12 protein-coding genes are annotated in these 15,786 nt (G+C 67.9%); 2 read left to right on the top strand and 10 right to left on the bottom strand.

Annotated features, from left to right (window positions below):
* Window positions 1-17 precede the first annotated feature (17 nt).
* Together AC07M7_RS11140 and AC07M7_RS11135 are read right to left on the bottom strand one after the other, a co-directional pair.
* Window positions 18-1,040: a ribonuclease H-like domain-containing protein gene (locus AC07M7_RS11140; RefSeq protein ID WP_495207400.1), complete on the bottom strand. Its 1,023-nt coding sequence runs from the start codon at window positions 1,038-1,040 to the stop codon at window positions 18-20.
* On the bottom strand, window positions 1,037-3,526 hold the full coding sequence (locus AC07M7_RS11135) for a DEAD/DEAH box helicase (protein ID WP_495207399.1): 2,490 nt from the start codon (window positions 3,524-3,526) through the stop codon (window positions 1,037-1,039). The genes AC07M7_RS11140 and AC07M7_RS11135 overlap by 4 nt, the downstream gene beginning before the upstream one ends.
* A 212-nt stretch (window positions 3,527-3,738) precedes the next feature.
* Here AC07M7_RS11135 and AC07M7_RS11130 point away from each other — a divergent pair, with 212 nt between their 5' ends.
* Window positions 3,739-4,257: a hypothetical protein gene (locus tag AC07M7_RS11130; RefSeq protein ID WP_136638455.1), complete on the top strand. Its 519-nt coding sequence runs from the start codon at window positions 3,739-3,741 to the stop codon at window positions 4,255-4,257.
* A gap of 40 nt (window positions 4,258-4,297) precedes the next feature.
* Entirely contained in the window at window positions 4,298-4,972 is a 675-nt protein-coding gene (locus AC07M7_RS11125) for a hypothetical protein (RefSeq protein ID WP_495207398.1), read from the top strand.
* A gap of 98 nt (window positions 4,973-5,070) precedes the next feature.
* Here AC07M7_RS11125 and AC07M7_RS11120 read toward each other — a convergent pair whose 3' ends face one another.
* From AC07M7_RS11120 to AC07M7_RS11085, 8 genes are read right to left on the bottom strand one after another with little or no spacing between them, the layout of a single operon-like run.
* Window positions 5,071-6,879 (bottom strand): hypothetical protein, encoded by a 1,809-nt coding sequence (locus tag AC07M7_RS11120; protein WP_495207397.1) that lies wholly within the window; start codon window positions 6,877-6,879, stop codon window positions 5,071-5,073.
* Window positions 6,876-9,044 (bottom strand): hypothetical protein, encoded by a 2,169-nt coding sequence (locus AC07M7_RS11115; RefSeq protein WP_495207396.1) that lies wholly within the window; start codon window positions 9,042-9,044, stop codon window positions 6,876-6,878. The genes AC07M7_RS11120 and AC07M7_RS11115 overlap by 4 nt, the downstream gene beginning before the upstream one ends.
* Window positions 9,041-10,162, bottom strand: coding sequence for a BatA domain-containing protein (locus tag AC07M7_RS11110; RefSeq protein WP_495207395.1), 1,122 nt, complete (start codon window positions 10,160-10,162; stop codon window positions 9,041-9,043). The genes AC07M7_RS11115 and AC07M7_RS11110 overlap by 4 nt, the downstream gene beginning before the upstream one ends.
* Complete coding sequence (locus AC07M7_RS11105; protein WP_495207394.1) at window positions 10,159-11,055, bottom strand: DUF58 domain-containing protein; 897 nt, start codon at window positions 11,053-11,055, stop codon at window positions 10,159-10,161. Before AC07M7_RS11105 ends, AC07M7_RS11110 begins: the two co-directional genes overlap by 4 nt.
* Window positions 11,056-11,062: 7 nt before the next feature.
* Window positions 11,063-12,046, bottom strand: a complete 984-nt coding sequence (locus tag AC07M7_RS11100) for an AAA family ATPase (protein ID WP_495207393.1) — start codon at window positions 12,044-12,046, stop codon at window positions 11,063-11,065.
* A gap of 16 nt (window positions 12,047-12,062) precedes the next feature.
* Window positions 12,063-12,770: a DUF4159 domain-containing protein gene (locus AC07M7_RS11095; protein WP_495207392.1), complete on the bottom strand. Its 708-nt coding sequence runs from the start codon at window positions 12,768-12,770 to the stop codon at window positions 12,063-12,065.
* Window positions 12,770-14,104 carry a TldD/PmbA family protein gene (locus AC07M7_RS11090; protein ID WP_046984782.1) on the bottom strand — a complete coding sequence of 445 codons (1,335 nt, stop codon included), beginning with the start codon at window positions 14,102-14,104 and terminating at the stop codon, window positions 12,770-12,772. The genes AC07M7_RS11095 and AC07M7_RS11090 overlap by 1 nt, the downstream gene beginning before the upstream one ends.
* Window positions 14,105-14,125: 21 nt before the next feature.
* Window positions 14,126-15,760, bottom strand: a complete 1,635-nt coding sequence (locus tag AC07M7_RS11085) for a TldD/PmbA family protein (RefSeq protein ID WP_495207391.1) — start codon at window positions 15,758-15,760, stop codon at window positions 14,126-14,128.
* Between the last annotated feature and the right edge of the window lie 26 nt (window positions 15,761-15,786).

Raw genomic sequence — 15,786 nt, 5'->3', positions numbered from 1 at the left:
TCAGGCCGCGTCAACGCCTACTGCCCGACCAGTGCCAGGGTTTCGCGTTCACGCTGTTCTTCCCGTACCAGCCGCTGCAGCAGCAGGGCCAAGGTCACCACGTCCTGGTGGTTGTGGTCGGCCACCCGGCGCAGGTTCACCGCGTCGCCGCCACGCAGGAAGCGCAGCCATGCGCCGGGCGCTTCCGAGCCGGGCAGGTCATCCTCGCGCACCACGCGCAGCAGCTGCCGTTCGATGGTGGACAGCTTGCAGTTCTCCCACGTGCCGCGATAGCGGCGGCGGGTCGGATAGAGCAGATCAACGTGATCCAGCGCTGTGATCGGGCAACGCTGGCGGGCCAGTCGGTAGCGCGCCTTCAACAGGGGCGCATCGTAGCTGCGGCCGTTGTAGCTGCAGAACACGGTGGACGGCTGCAGCCAGCTGGCGAAGGTGGCCAGCATCGCGTCCTCGGCGGCCATCGTCGACATCAACAATTGGCGGATGCGCAGGCCTTCACCGCGTTGTGGGCACACATGCCAGTCGGCGGCACCGATCATGAAGGCGCGGGTGCCGGTACCGCCGGCCAGGCCGGTGGTTTCGGTATCGAAGAACAGCAGGTCGCGCGCGGCCACGCGTTGGTCTTCGCGCTTGGCGAAGGCCAGTGACAGCGGGGCAGTCGGGATCGGTTGCGGCTGCAGCGATTCGATCAGGAACAGGCCTGGTGCGATTTCTTTACCGGGGAGCTGGCGATCCTGCGCGCTGGCACGTGTTGGCAAAGGACCACTGCGTGTGCGCAGGCCGAGCAACCGATGCAGGCTGCCCACCTCTGGTTGGCGCAGCGGTGCCGCTGCAGCAACGGGCGCCGCTGCGCCAGTCGCCTTGTGGCGGATTTCCTGTTCGACCCAGGCGAACACAGAACGTTCGGCCGGTGGTTGCCGTGTATCGTTGGCGGCCACCGGGGCCGGCGCTGCGGGCGGCGGCGCGGGCACGGCCGCCGCAACCGCCTTCGGGTCACCGGCCTGCTTCCGCAACAGTCGCAGCTTGTCCAGACTCAGGCTCACGGGGCCAGCAGCTCCATGGGATCGCGCGTGGTCACCACCACGTCGGGCACGTGCTGGCAGGCCTGCGCATCGAACAGGTCGAGCACGCGCAGCGCCAGCGCACGCGGCGAAGTCTCATCTTCTTCCTGCGCGGCCAGCACCGGCCCGACACAGGCCGGACAGCCGGCCTTGCAGTCGCAGCGCTGTACCAGTTCGCGCGCGCGCTGCACCAGCTCGGCCTGGCGCTGCCACAGCGGCTCGCTGAGGCCAACGCCACCGGGGAAGTTGTCGTACAGGTATACGGTCGGCACGAATTCCTGCAGCAGCTCGACAACGCCAGGATCGCCCTCGCTGCCACGCAGCTGGCCGCGGCCGCTCTGGTCGGCGATCGCGAACCAGGAACCATCACCGTTGCCGACCGACTTCTGCAGGTCGCGCGCATCGGCCATCACCGCCACGGTGGCGACGATGTGCAGCGCGTAGGCCGCGCCGAGGAAGCCATCCAACGCATCCTGCTTGCTGGCAAAGGCGCGCAGCAGCAAGGCCTGCGGCAGCTGCCACCACACCGCGGTGGTATGCAGTTCCTGGTCGGGCAGATTCACCGGGCCGTAGCCGATGTTCTCGTGGGTGTAGTAACGGATCTTCTTGTAGCCGGCCACGCGACGAACCACGTGCACTTCGCCATGGTGCGAATCGCCACGCCCGGCCACGCCGCCATCGAAGCGGTCCAGCACCTTGAGCTTGGTGAAGTCGATGCTGTCGGTGTAGTAGTCCACGTGCGTGCGGGTGACGTAGGCTTTGCGGCCTTCCCAGTCCAGCGTCTCTACCTGGTAGGGCGTGGACTGCACCATGTGGATGGCACCCTCGTACAGGGTGAGTGCGGCAGCGGAATAGTCGACCTCGGCGATGATCTGCTGGCGGCCATCGCTGCGGTCGACCACCACGAAGTTGCCGTCGGCCACCGCGCGCAGGCTGACTGCGTTCGCTGGATAGCTGTCGGCGATCCATTCCCAGCGTTCGCCTTCGCGGTGGATCACTTCTGTCTCTGCCAGCGCTTCCAGGAACACTTCCGGATCGATCGGGCCGAAGCAATCGCCGACCCGGAACGGCAGCTCGAACGCCGCGCAGCGGATGTGATCGAACAGGATCAGCGGCTGGTCCGGTGCGATGCGCGCGTGCTCGGGCGAGGCTTCGGCGAAGAAGTCCGGATGCCGCACCACGTACTGGTCCAGCGGCTGCGAACTGGCCACCATCACGCCGAGTGCGGGCTGCTGGCGGCGACCGGCACGGCCGAAGCGCTGCCAGGTGGCGGCCACGCTGCCGGGGTAACCGTTGAGGATCACCACGTCCAGGCTGCCGATATCCACGCCCAGCTCCAGCGCCGAGGTGCTGACGATGCCGTCGATGTTGCCGGCGCGCATCGCCCGTTCGGTCTCACGCCGCTCGGTGGGCAGGTAGCCACCGCGGTAGGCGCGGATGCGGGGTGGCTTGCGCGGATCGTGATCGAAGATGTCCTTCAGGTACTTGGTCAGCACCTCCACCATCAGCCGGGTCTGCGCGAACACCAGCGTCTTCAGCCCGGACTTGATCGCGATGCGGGCGATGCGGTTGCTCTGCGAGCGCGCCGAGGCACGTAGGCCCAGATCCGGGTTGATCACCGGCGGGTTCCACAACAGCACCTGCTTGGGCCCGCTGGGCGCGCCGGACTCGGTGATGGCGGTGACCGGTGCCTCGATCAGCGCCTCGGCATGCGCCTGCGGATTGCCGATAGTGGCCGAGCACAGGATGAACTGTGGTTGCACGCCGTAGAACGCGCAGATGCGCTTGAGCCGGCGCAGTACGTTGGTGACGTGGCTGCCGAACACGCCGCGGTAGGTGTGTACCTCGTCGATGACGATGTAGCGCAGGTTCTCGAAGAACTGCGCCCACTTGGTGTGATGCGGCAGGATCGCCTGGTGCAGCATGTCCGGGTTGGACACCACGATGTCGCCGTGCAGGCGGATGGCCTGCCGCGCATCGCCGGGGGTGTCGCCGTCAAAGGTGAAGGCCTTCACCCCCAGATCGCCGGCGCGGTTGAGTTCCAGCAGCTCGGCCACCTGGTCCTGGGCCAGCGCCTTGGTCGGGAACAGGTACAGCGCCTTGGCCTTGTCCTGCATCGCCGCGCTGACCACCGGCAGGGTGTAGCACAGCGACTTGCCGCTGGCGGTGGGGGTGACGATGGCCACGTGCTCGCCGCGCTGGCTGGCCTCCCAGGCTTCGGACTGGTGGCTGTAGAGCTGTTCGATGCCACGTGCCTTCAGGGCGGCAGCCAGGGCCGGCGGAACCGAATCGGGAATGGGCGCATAGCGGCCTTCGCGGCCGGGAATGGCGAAGCTGCCGGTGATGCGGTCCTGGTAGCGGCGCTGCAGGCGCGCACTGAGCAGGGCGCCGTCGCGGGCCGGCAGGCCATCACGGGTGGCGAGCTTCTGCTCGGCATCGGCGGTGCGCTTGGCGAGTTCGTAAGCCATGGAAGATGGAGCCGGGACGTTTTTCGAGGGGTCACATGGCACCACATTCACGTCTCAGGATGTGAGACACCGCACGCGAAGGGCGTGAACCGTTCAGTGCCCGCGCCCGGTGGCGTCGCCGCATCTCCCTTGGCTGAACAGCTGCCAGTGCAGCAACGAAATCTGAAGCCCGCATCCGTATCCTTGGGTGCTGGACGCAACCAACAGGGTGGATGGCTGTGGCACGACGTGGAACGCAGGGAGCACTCCTGGCCAGCATGCTGCTGGCCGGCATCGCACAGGCGCAGCAGGCCACGCCGGTAGCGGTGCCCGATCCAACGCCCGTGCCCCCTGCAGATGCGCCGGCGGCAACCACCGCGCCGGTCTCCACCACCCCGCAGCAGGACAACGTCACCACCCTCGGCGAAGTGCGTGCACTCAAGCCCGAAGACGAGCCGCTGGACCTGTACCGCTTCAAGAACCCGGTCAAGTTCGGCGACAACCGCTTCAGTCGCGATTGGAGCGAGCCGCCGTCGCCGGAGCAGGTCAGCATGGGCGGTGGCTACATCATGATGGGCGTGGTCAAGGGCGTGCTGGCGGCTGGCAGGGGCTTGAACAAGCTCACCGGGGGACCGGACCAGATCCAGGCCGCGACCGCACGGCCACCGCCGGAACTCAGCGCGGAACAGCGGCAGCGTGCGCTGCGGTTCTCCCAGCAGCAGGATGCCGGTGATGCATCGCCGGTGAAGTAGGTCGGTATATCCTGCCGGCTCCCCCTCCGGTAGTGCTGCCATGTTTCTGCGTTCGATCTGCCTGCTGGCCGCATTGCTGCCGGCGTCCGCCTTCGCGGATGCCATCGCCGGTGATGGCGCCTGCCGCAACGGTGCGTTTCCCTCCGAACAGAGCCGGTTCGCGCTGGCCAAGGTGACGGGTGCGCCCCGTCTGTACCTGCTTGGTGAGATGGACGGCTGCCCGGCGAAAGGCGAACCTGCCTGCCGCCAGCGCAGCTATGTGGTCAACGGCGATACCGTTGTGACCGGGCGTGATCTTGGCCGATACCGCTGCGCGTTCTTCCCGAACAAGGTGGGCGGTAGTGCTGGCTGGGTGGACCGCAGCAAGCTGCAGGCGTTGCCGGTGGTCGTGCCGTCGCTGCAGGACTGGACGGGCAATTGGAAGGATGGCGACAACGGCCTGCGCATCACCGTGCAGGGCGGGCAGCTGCATGTCGAAGGCGACGCCTACTGGCCCTCCGCCAACCCCACGCCGGAGCAGCGCCCGTATGGGCCGAACATGGGCCAGGTGGAAGCGCGCGCGGCGCCCCGTGGTGCCGATGCCGAGTTCGTCGAGGACACTTGCAGCGTGCGCGTGCATTCTCTGGGTGAGGTGCTGATCGTGGCCGACAACAGCGAATGCGGTGGCATGAACGTGCGCTTCAATGGCGTGTACCGGCGCGCGGGCAAGCGCTGACCCCGTGGAAAGGCGCCAACCAAGGTTGGCATCTACCAGGGAAACCGGCCAGTAGATCCACGCCATGCGTGGATGCTGTCTGCGATCCGACCCCGGGATCAGCGCCGCCGTTCCAGCCACCACAGCAGCGATGCGCACAACACGAACGCCAGCCACCAGGGCCAACGCGAGCCCGGTACGGGCTGCATCACCAACGCGTTCGCCGACGTACTGGAGGCCAACGCCTGAGTGGTTGCATCGATCATCGCCTGCCGATGCAGTGCGGGTGCGTCCTTTGAGTCGAACACATAGCGCCAGACAACGCTGTCGCCATGCTGCAGGCGCTGCCAGCCCGATTCGAGGGGCCACCAGCCAGCGCAGCGCATTGCAGATGTCGCGCCATCGACGATCAGCGGTGCGCCTTCGCCGTGCTCATTGAGGGCCTGCAGCGGTGCCTGCACGCCGCACACTGACTGCCGTTCGCCTGCCCAGCTGATCGGCTGCGGCGACCACAGTGCATCACCGCTGCCCAGTGCCCGCGCCAACGTGGCGACCACGCTGCTCCACAGCTCGCCATGACGGTCATCGCGGCCGGCCAGCACCCAGCGCCAGCTGTCGGTCAGCGGCAACAGGCCGATGCGGCCCTTGCCGACCGCGCGCCAGCCACCGATGGCGTTGCCAGCACGATCATGCAGCAGCGCGCTGCCGCCCGGAAACTGCAGCGCCAGTGCTTCCAGCGCGGGCAGGGCGGCACCGTGCGAGCTGCGGTCGGCGTCTTCGCCGTAGCCGGTCGGCAGTGTGCCGGCGGCGAGTGGGCCACGTCGTGCGGCCAGGATGGCGCTTTCGCCGTCGCCGGGAAGCTCGACTGCATGGCTGCTGCCATCACCCTGCACTGGCAGGCCCAGATCGCGGAGGCGCTGGCGCGCGCTGGCCGAAGGTGCGCCTGCACTCCGTACCAGTACACCGATTCCATCGCGCAGTGCCTGGCGCACGGCGGCCAGCTGGCCTGCGCTCAATGCCGCCAGGCTGCGCTCGTCCAGCAGAAGCAGGTCAGTGTGTGCGAGCGATGCTGCATCGATCGACACCGGGCCACCGCCGATGCTGAGGCCCGCGCCTGTATCGGCCTGCACCTGCACACGGATGCCGGCATCGGCCGCCCAGCGGCGCAGGTACTTCAGCTCTGGGCCCGGCGCGCTGGCGCGCACCAGCAGACGCAACGGCGCCGCGGGCACGGTCTGCTGTGGCACCGGCACGCTATCCACCACATGGCCATCTGCATCGAGCAGGCGCAGGCGGAATACGCTGCGTCCCGCCGCGCGGGCGATGCCGCTGAGCTGCACGCGGCCGTCGTCGTCAACGACCGCGCGATCGACCACGCTGTCGGCCGGGTCGAGCAGCTCTGCCTTCGCTTTTGCCACGCCGTGCGCCTGCGCCTGCACGGCGAAGCGCGCACCGGGGGCGACGTCGACCGGTGGCTGCAGTGCGACCCAGCCACGCGGCGCGGGCGTTGGCTGCCAGCGCACATCCTGTGGCAGCACCGCGTCGCGGTCACGTGCCGCCAGGCCCGCACCGACCAGCGTCAGCGCGGAGGCCGGATGCTGGCGCAGCGCGGTGGCAAGGTCGGGAACGCGCTGTGCGCCAGGCACATCAGCAGCTTCCGGCAACAGCAACAGCGGGCCTTCGCTGGCCGGGAGTGCGCCGGCCCTGCCGGCATCGGTTCCGAGCACCACCAGCCCGCCTGCAGGTTGCTGGCGGGTGGGCGGCACCAGGCAGAAATACAGCAGCGCGGCGACGATGATCTGCAGTGCGATCACGATCCACCGGCGGCGAGAGAGCGCGGTGTTTCCACGCAGCTGGCGCACGCTGGCGATGACCACGATCAGAGTGAGTGCCAGTGCAATCCACAGGTTCACAGCGGAGGCGTTCATGGCTGCGCCTCCAGCGCATCGAGGTAGCGCTGGCCCATCGCATCGGCGGCACTGCGCCGCATCGCCTGCGGCAGCGGCCGCTGCAGCGCACGCCACAACTGCGCACGCAGACGCTGGCGACAGTCACGGCATCCTGGTTCGATGCGCAGCTGCTCGATGGCGGCAGCCAGATCGAGTGCATCGGGCAGGTAGGTGGTGTTGCGCTGCTGCCAGGTCGCGAGTGCATCGAGATCGGGCGCGCCGGTGTCATCGCCGAGGCGCTGCCAGGCTTCGACGATGGCCGGGTCCGGCGGCGTGCGTGCGGCCAACGGCAGTTCGCGGCTGGCCAGCCCGGCGCGATCACCGCCCAGCCGGCGGCCTTCATCGATCGGCGGCAGCTCCGGTCCGACCCGGGCCAGGTAGATGCGTTCGGCCTGCTGCACCTGCTTGATGAAAGCCAGCGCCTTGTAAGCAAACGGCAGCGCCTGCTCTGGCCGGCCCTGGCGCAGCTCGCCTTCGGCCGACCACATCTGGTCCAGCGCAGCCTTCAACGTCGCGCGGGTCTGCGGATCGAGCAGAGTGGCGGCCTCGGCATGGTCATGGGTGTGGCCATACTCGGAGAGCACGTCGGTGGCGCTGCCGAACACCGGCGACGTATCGGCATTGGCCGGCTTGCCACCGTGATCGTGGCCATGCGCGTCGTGCGCCCCGGCATCGGCGTCATGGTCGTGATCGTCGTCGTGATCGTGGTCGTCTGCGGCGGGCGTATCGCTGGTGGGCAGGTCGCTGGTCGGCGGTGGCTTCGGCGCACCTTCACTTTCCTCACCCAAGAACTGGCCATAGCGCAGGCGCAGGATGCGCTGGTCGACGCCGATCGCATCGCTGCGCTTCACGAAGTCCTCGGCGGCGAGAGTGCGGCGCTGTCGGATCAGCGCTTCGGCATCGATGATGATCTGCCGCTGGCTGCGGAAGTAGGCCGGCAGGGTCTTCTTGATGCGGCCTTCCAGCTCTGCACCGAGTGCGACTTCGGCGCTGGGCAGGCGCAGGATCACGCTGCTGCTGCGCCCGGTCTGCGGTGTTGGCGCGTGGTTGTCGCGCACCTCCAGCTGGGCGATCACATCGTTGCCGGGCTGCGCGCCCAGCGCAGCAAGATCAAGGGTATGTGCGAAACGCCGCGCGGTGGCTTCGCCGCTGCCGGCAAGCGTGACGCTGCGCTTCACGAAGGTGATGTTCTCCCCGCTGCCCTGGGTGGTGGTGATCGACAGCGTTGCCTGCGCCGCGACACCGTAATCGTCGCTGGCCTCGAAGCGCAGCGCCCATCGCCGTTGCCCGGGCGTGCCCAGAACCAGGCTGGCGGCCGGCTCCAGCACGCGCACGCTGGGCGCGCGGTCGGCCACCACATCCAGCCGGTGCAGGCGGGTTTCGGCCAGCGCCGGTTCGCTCACCACGCGGTACAGCACCGGCGTGCGCGCCACATCCTGTGCCTGCCACTGTCCATCGCGCTCGCTCAGCGGCAGCCGTCGACCATCGTGGAACTGCAGCCATGCCTTGGCCGGTACGCGGTCGAAGCGCAACGACCACGACAGCTGGCTGTCGGCGGCGACCTTGGCATCCAGCGTGTTCTGGGTGATCGTGGCCTGTCCGGTATAGGCCGGTGCGTTGATGCGCAGCCGGGTGGACTGCAGCCGCAGCGGGCCCGCGGACGCGACGCTGCCGGTCGTGGCGGAATGGACGGCTGCCGGGACTGGGTTCGAACGCGGCCAGCCGAACGCGAGCAGGGCAACGGCCAAGCCACCGATCCAGCACAGCACCACCGTCAGGTGTGGCCAACGTGGACGCAGCTCCGGCATCGCCTGTTCCAGCGTGGCAAGCACATGCGCGCGCTGGCGCTGCTGCAGCGGATTGAGCGTGGTGGCGTCGGCGAACAGCAGATCGGCGCTGTCTTCGCTCGTACCGCTGCCATCGAGTTGCCGCTGCAGCCACTGGCGGTCCAGCTGGCGGGCACGTGCAGTGGCGAAGGCCGCGCAGGCGAGCAGGCTGACCGTGGCGACCACGCAGGCGATATCGAAACCGGACAGCCGCAGTGCGAGCGCCGTCGCGGCCAGCGCCCACGGCAGGCCCAGCAGCAGGGTGATGGCGGCGCGGCGACGGCGCGCACGTTGCCAGGCATGCTGCAGCGTCTTCATGCGACCGCCCTGCGCCGCGCGCTGCTGGCCATCCAGCGTTCCAGTGCGAACAGCAGCACGATTGCCAGCAGAAGCCACGCCGTGGGCTCACGCACCGGCGATGCTGCTGCGGGCAGTGCAACCTGGCGCGGCGCCTGGTCCTGTGCATCGCCCACGCGTGGCGACGGCAGCGGCTGCAGGGCCAGCAGCAGGGAACGCGGCAGCTGTGGATCGCGCAGCGCGGCGTTGCTGGCGGTGTTCCACTCGCCCGTCAGCGACAACAGGCGACCCTGGCCGATGCGCTGCTGCCACAACAGCGGCACGCCTTCGGTATCACGCAGCAGGACGGCGGCGTTGGCGGCGGGCCTGGCCGCGGTCAATACGCTGCCGCCCTCATGCAGCCAAGCCTGCCAGTTCGCCGGCAGTGCATCGCTGCGGCTCCATACACCGATCTCGCCACGTTCGGGCAGCGCATTCGCTGCCAGCGGCGCGAGCGGTGCCTGCACGCCCCAGCCGCGCTGCAGTGCGTTCAACCAATGCTGGGCAGTGGCGGATGCCTCGCCGTGCACGCGCAGCTGCGGCAGTGCGGCTGCCGTCCGCGGCGGATTGATCGCCGTCTGCTGCGGGTACCACTGTACTTTGCGAGACAGCAGCAGGCGGGCGCCATCCAGGCCGGGCAGGGGATCGGGAACATGCACGTTCAATGCGGTGCCCGCTGGCAGCTGCGCGTCCAGTTCGCGCAGCAGGCTGGGCAGGGTTGCCGAGGATGTGGGGGGCGCCTGATCAATGGCCGGGAAGCCGGGCGCCAGCCAATGCCAGTTGCCATCCTTGGCCGTGCCGCGCAGCGCCGTGGCATCCAGTCCTGGTGCCACCACCGTCCACGCATCGGGGGCCCGAGCAGGGCCGGTCAGCGCTGGCCGCGCCAGCAGCAATGCCAGCGCGGCCAGCAACAGCAGGCGCACCAGCAGCAACGGCCAGTCATCGAAACGGATGCGCTGGCGCGGCCGGATCTGTGCGCGCAGCCAGCGCAACGCGGCAAAATCCAGCGGCGTATACGGATGGCGTCGAGCGAGGTGGATCAGCAGTGGCAGCAGCCACGCGGCCAGCGCTGCCAGCCCCAGTGGGAACAGCAGGCTCACGCGTCGCCCCCGCGACCGAACAGCGCCTGCAGCGGCTGGTCCAGCGGTTGGTCGAGCCAGCCGGCTGCGCTGGCAATCCCGCTGGCCTGCAGCCGCGACCGCAATGCGGTACGTGCGTCGGCGAAGCGTTGCAGGTAGTCGGCGCGGATCGCCGAGCCATCGCCCAGCAGTTCCTCGCCGGTCTCCGGGTCGCGGAAGCGGTGGCCGGTGTCGAACGGGAAGTCGCGTTCGTCGGCAGTCAGGATCTGCAGCAGGGCCACTTCACGGCGCGCGCTGGCCAGTTGTTCCAGCAGCACGATGCCGGCTTCATCGAAGCCATCGCCAATGGCCAGCAGCATGTCGCCCGGGCGCACGCGTTCCCACAGTGGGCGCAGTCGATCCGCCGCAGGCCAGCCGCCGCGCGCCTGCAGCGCATGAAGTTGCAGGTGCACGCGGTCACGTTGGCGTGCGCCGCTCGCTGCGGGCACCAGCTGCAGCCCATCGCCATTGATCGCCAGCAGGCCGAAACGGTCGCCCTGCTGCAGGGCCAGCTCGGCCAGGCAGGCGGCAACGCCGCGCATATGGTCCAGGCGCGTGCGTTCCGGCGCGGCGCGATCGGCCTGGCCGGCCGAGGCGGTGGCATCGAGCAGCAGCCAGACCGTGATCGGGCTTTCGCGTTCGGATTCGCGTACGAAGAAGCGGTCCGAGCGTGCATACAGCTTCCAGTCGATCTGGCGCAGTTCGTCGCCCGGCTCGTAGGCCCGGTACTGGGCGAACTCCAGGCCGGCACCACGGCTGCGGCTGGCGTGCTGGCCAATGCCGCTCGCACCGCTGGCCAGGCGCGGCCGCAACCGCAGCAGGCGCAGGCGCGCGCGCAGTTCGGGTGGCAGGGTCAACGACATACCAGCGTTCACGCGTGGATCAACCCGGGAACGGCACGGCCTGCAGCAGGGCGGCGACCACGTCGTCGGCACGCTTCTGCTCAGCCTCGGCGGCGAACGACAACAGCAGGCGATGACGCATCACCGGCGCGGCCAAGGCCTGCACATCCTCACGGGTGGCGGCAAAACGGCCCTGCAGCAATGCGCGTGCTTTCGCCGCCAGCACCAGCGATTGCCCGGCGCGTGGGCCAGCGCCCCATTTCACCCATTGGTTGATTGCTGCCGGTGCGCCTTCGCCGGGACGGCTGGCGCGCACCAGGCGGGTGATCCAGGCCAGCACATCGGGGCTGACATGCACCTGGCGCACCGCGGCCTGCAGGGCAATCACCGCTTCGGCATCCATCACCTTGGGCACCGCGTCGGTGGCACCGCCGGTGGTCTGTTCAAGGATCTGCCGCTCTTCTTCCTCGCTGGGGTAATCGACCAGCACATGCAGCAGGAAGCGGTCCAGCTGCGCTTCCGGCAGCGGGTAGGTGCCGGCCTGCTCGATCGGGTTCTGCGTGGCCAGCACGAAGAACGGTGCAGGCAGTGCATACGTGGTGCCTGCGTAGCTGACGGTGCGCTCCTGCATCGCTTCCAGCAGCGCGGCCTGGGTCTTGGGCGGGGTGCGGTTGAGTTCGTCGGCCAGCAGCAGGTTGGTGAAGATCGGGCCCTGCTGGAAGCGGAAATGGCGATGGCCGGTGCCGTGATCTTCCTCCAGCAGCTCGGTACCGAGAATGTCGCTGGGCATCAGGTCGGGGGTGAACTGCACGCGCCTGAACTGCAGTTCCAGCGCCTGGCCGAGCGAGCGCACCAGCAGGGTCTTGCCGAGCCCGGGCGCACCTTCCAGCAGGCAGTGGCCTCCGGCCAACAGGCCGATCAGCAGCTGCTCGACCACGGTGTTCTGGCCAACCACCGCGCGTGCGAGCGCGGCGCGCAGATCGTGCAGGCGCGGCAGCAGGGAGTCGAGGTCAGCGGTGGTCATGGGCGTGCAGGTCCTATCAATTGTTCAACGCGTACATCACGATGTTGACGCCGAAGCGGGTGTTGTCTTCGGCCAGGAAGCGCTTGTTGCGCCAGTCGTAGTCCCACTCGCAGCCGTAGTCCTTGTTGCTGTAGAGCAGGCCCAGGCGGCCATCGACCTCGATGCCTTTCACGTAGTCGTGTACCAGGTCATCGCCCCAGCCATTGAGCTCGAAACTGGTGGCCGGTGGCCCATCGGGGAAGCGGAAGAAGCTGCGGTACAGCGCGTGGCTGTTGGGCAGCTTCTGCAATGCCTTCGGTCCAAACAGGCGACCCATCTGTGCCTCGAACGAGGTGGCGAACAGGCCGTCGATATCATGGTTGCAGTCGTCGACGAAGACGAAGCCGCCATTGCGCACGTAGCGCACGAAGTTCTGCCGCTCGGCGGCGTTGAACTCCACCAGTGTGTGCCCGGCCAGGTAGCAGAACGGCGCTTCCAGCATGCGCGGGTCGGCCAGCGCCACCACGTGTTCCTGCGGATCCACGCGCAGCGAGGTGTAGTCGATCAGCGAGGTGATCAGGTTGGACGGCATGCGCGCGTCCACGTCCCAGTCGCCGGAGTCGTACTGCAGGCGGGTGAACCAGAAGTCGTAGCGCGAACTGCGCGGGCCTGCCTGCGCGAAGGCCGGCAGCGCCGCCGCCGAAGCGGCAGCGGCCAACCAGCGCAGGCAGGCCCGGCGATCCATCAGACCGCGTCGGACAGCGAGGTGAAGGTGAAATCGCGCAGCTTCATCGGCGGGATCATCATCACGTAGCTGGATTCATCACCGGCCACGCGCACCGGCTTGCCCAGCTCTTCGATGTTGTTGAGCATGATCACCGGCGACTCGTTGAAGCGGAAGTTCTTCACCGGGTGCTTGATCTGGCCGTTCTCGATGTAGAAGGTGCCGTCGCGGGTCAGGCCGGTCAGCAGCACGGTCTGCGGATCGACCATGCGGATGTACCAGGTACGGGTGACCAGGATGCCCTTCTGGGTACCGCGCACCAGCTCGGCGGTGCTCTTGTCGCCACCGCTCATCAGCAGGTTGCCCGGCGAGGCCTTGGCGGTCTTGCCCTGCTTCTGGGCCCAGAAGCGCGAGTAGTCCAGGTTGGCGATCTTGCCGTTTTCGATGATGGCGATGCGCTCGCGTGGCATGCCCTCGTTGTCCCACGGCAGCACCGGTGCATCCGGGTGCCACGGGTCGGCGAACATGGTCACGCGCGGGTCGTAGACCTGCTCTCCCAGCTTGTTGCCGCCGCCCTTCTTCGACAGGAAGCTGCGGCCTTCATCGGCCGAGCGTGCGCTGAAGAAGTTCATCATGAAGCTGATCAGGCCTGCGGCCGCGGCCGGTTCCAGGATCACCGTGTACTTGCCGGGCTCCAGCGCCTTGGCTTCGGCCGACTCGGTGGCCTTGCGCATGGCGATGCGGATGTCCTGGTCGGCCTTGAAGTCCGCCGCGTCCTTCAGGTTGCGGCCGACCCAGCCCGAACCACGACCGTCTTCGGTACGCACGGTGCAGGTGTAATCGAAGTTGGTGGTGCGCTGGTAGGCGAAGTTGCCATTGCTGTTTGCGGTGGCCTGGAAGCCCTGGCCGTCTTCAAGGAAACCGGCGGCGATCAGGCCGTGGCCACGGCATGGTGCGATCGAATCTGCGGCGACCTTGGCGCGGAAGGCTGGGTCGATTGCTGCAGTGGATTCGCTGAAGGTGGGGCTGGCGCGGTAGCTCTGCTTGCCGATGGCCGGCATGAACTCCGGATTCTCCGGGGCCAGGCGCGCCAGGTCTTCGGCACGGCGCACCACGCGTTCCAGCGCGGCATCGTCGAACTCGTTGATCGAGGCCGTGCCGACGCGCTTGCCGAAGGCGACGGTGACGGCCAGCTCAGTGTTGTCGACGATGCCGCTGGTGGAGACATTGTTCAGTGCGAAACGGATGTTGCCGCTGATCGCGCCGGCCAGCACGGCGGTGCATTCGTCGGCCTTGGACAGGGCGATGACCTTGTCGAGGATGGCCTTGGCCTGGGCTTCGGTAAAGATACTCATGGTGTAAGGGCTCCTGACCGGTCAGCCGAGGCTGCGTGCGGTGTTGATGACATTGATGCCGTTGAAGCGCGCGGTCGACGAACCGTGCGAGACCGCCGAGACCTGGCCCGGCTGGCCCTTGCCGTCGAAGAACGAACCGCCCAGGCGGTAGTCGCGCTCGTCGGCCACGGCCGTGCAGGCATTCCAGAACTCCGGCGTGCGGATCTGGTAGGCCACGTCTTCCAGCATGCGGGTGATCTGGCCGTTCTTGATCTCGTAGAACAGCTGGCCACCGAACTGCGCGTTGTAGCGCTGCTGGTCGATCGAGAACGAACCGTCACCGATGATGTAGATGCCGTTCTCCACGTCCTTGATCAGGTCCGGCACGCTCAGCGGCTTCTTGCCCGGCGCCATCGACACGTTGGCCATGCGCTGGAACTGCACGCTGGACCACGAGTCGGCATAGCAGCAGCCATCGGACTCGGTCTTGCCGAGGATGTGGGCCTGGTCGCGGATGGTCTGGTAGTCCACCAGCTTGCCGTTGCTGATCAGGTCCCAGCGCTTGCACTTCACGCCTTCGTCGTCGTACGCCACCGCACCGAGGCTGCCCTGCTGGGTCTTGTCGGCGAAGATGTTGACCAGCTCGCTGCCGTACTGGAAATGCTGTTCGCGCTTGTCCATGGTGGCGAAGCTGGTGCCGGCGTAGTTGGCTTCGTAGCCGAGCACGCGGTCCAGTTCCAGCGGGTGGCCGATCGACTCGTGGATGGTCAGCCAGGTGTGCGACGGATCGAGCACCAGATCGTACTTGCCCGGCTTCACCGACGGTGCCTTCAGCTTCTCCTGCGCCTGCTTGGCGGCGGCGATGGCGTCTTCCTTCATGTCGTAGGAAGAACTGTAGTTGACCACGCCGTTGGGGCTGACCACCTTGCCGGCGGCGGCGCCGTCCAGGTACTCGTAGCCCAGGCCCATCGGCGAGGAGAGGCCCGAACGGGTGCGGAACTTGCCGCTGGTCTTGTCGATGGCGGTGACCGTCATCGGGGCCCAGATGCGGTGTACGTCCTGGTCAATGTAGGAGCCATCGGTGGAGGCGAAGTACTTCTGTTCGTTGACCAGGAACAGCATCGAATTGACGAAGCTGGCACCGGCGCCCATTGCTGCGGCGTTGACGTCCAGCAGCAGGCCGACCTTGTCCTTGATTGGTACCTCCATCGCGTTCTTGCGGATCGGTGTGCGCCAGCTCACCTCACCGACGCCGGGTGCCTTGGCCAGCTGTACGGGGGCGGTCTGCACGCCGGCATTGGCCTTGGCGATTGCCGCGGCCTGCTGCGCGGCCCTGGCCACGTCGGCGGTGCCCAGCGCGTTGGTGGCAGCGAAGCCCCAGGCGCCGTTGACGATCACACGGATGCCGACGCCGGTGGACTCGGTGTTCACCACGTTCTGCACCTTGTCCTCGCGGGTGATCACGAACTGCCGCAGGTAGCGGCCGATGCGCACGTCGCAGTAGGTGGCGCCGGCGCTGCGCGCAGCCTGCAGGGCGGCGTCGGCCAGGCGCTTCTTCAACGCCGGGTCGAGGCTGGACTGCAGCTGTTCGGCGGCGATCACCTTGCCGAAGAAGGAGGGCACGATCAGCCCGCCCGCGGTAAGCCCGGTCAGGGCCAGGAAGTCACGTCTTTGCAAGGCTGCTCTCCATGTCGAACGATGGG

The organism is Stenotrophomonas sp. GW821-FHT09E08 (assembly GCF_059416125.1).
Note: the sequence above shows the minus strand (reverse complement) of the source record. Positions and strands in the feature narration are given on the sequence as shown.

Coding starts and splice junctions, on each gene's coding strand:
- AC07M7_RS11095 (WP_495207392.1), bottom strand. CDS start 12,770: ATGGATCGCCGGGCCTGCCTGCGCTGGTTGGCCGCTGCCGCTTCGGCG.
- AC07M7_RS11090 (WP_046984782.1), bottom strand. CDS start 14,104: ATGAGTATCTTTACCGAAGCCCAGGCCAAGGCCATCCTCGACAAGGTC.
- AC07M7_RS11120 (WP_495207397.1), bottom strand. CDS start 6,879: ATGAACGCCTCCGCTGTGAACCTGTGGATTGCACTGGCACTCACTCTG.
- AC07M7_RS11130 (WP_136638455.1), top strand. CDS start 3,739: ATGGCTGTGGCACGACGTGGAACGCAGGGAGCACTCCTGGCCAGCATG.
- AC07M7_RS11115 (WP_495207396.1), bottom strand. CDS start 9,044: ATGAAGACGCTGCAGCATGCCTGGCAACGTGCGCGCCGTCGCCGCGCC.
- AC07M7_RS11100 (WP_495207393.1), bottom strand. CDS start 12,046: ATGACCACCGCTGACCTCGACTCCCTGCTGCCGCGCCTGCACGATCTG.
- AC07M7_RS11135 (WP_495207399.1), bottom strand. CDS start 3,526: ATGGCTTACGAACTCGCCAAGCGCACCGCCGATGCCGAGCAGAAGCTC.
- AC07M7_RS11125 (WP_495207398.1), top strand. CDS start 4,298: ATGTTTCTGCGTTCGATCTGCCTGCTGGCCGCATTGCTGCCGGCGTCC.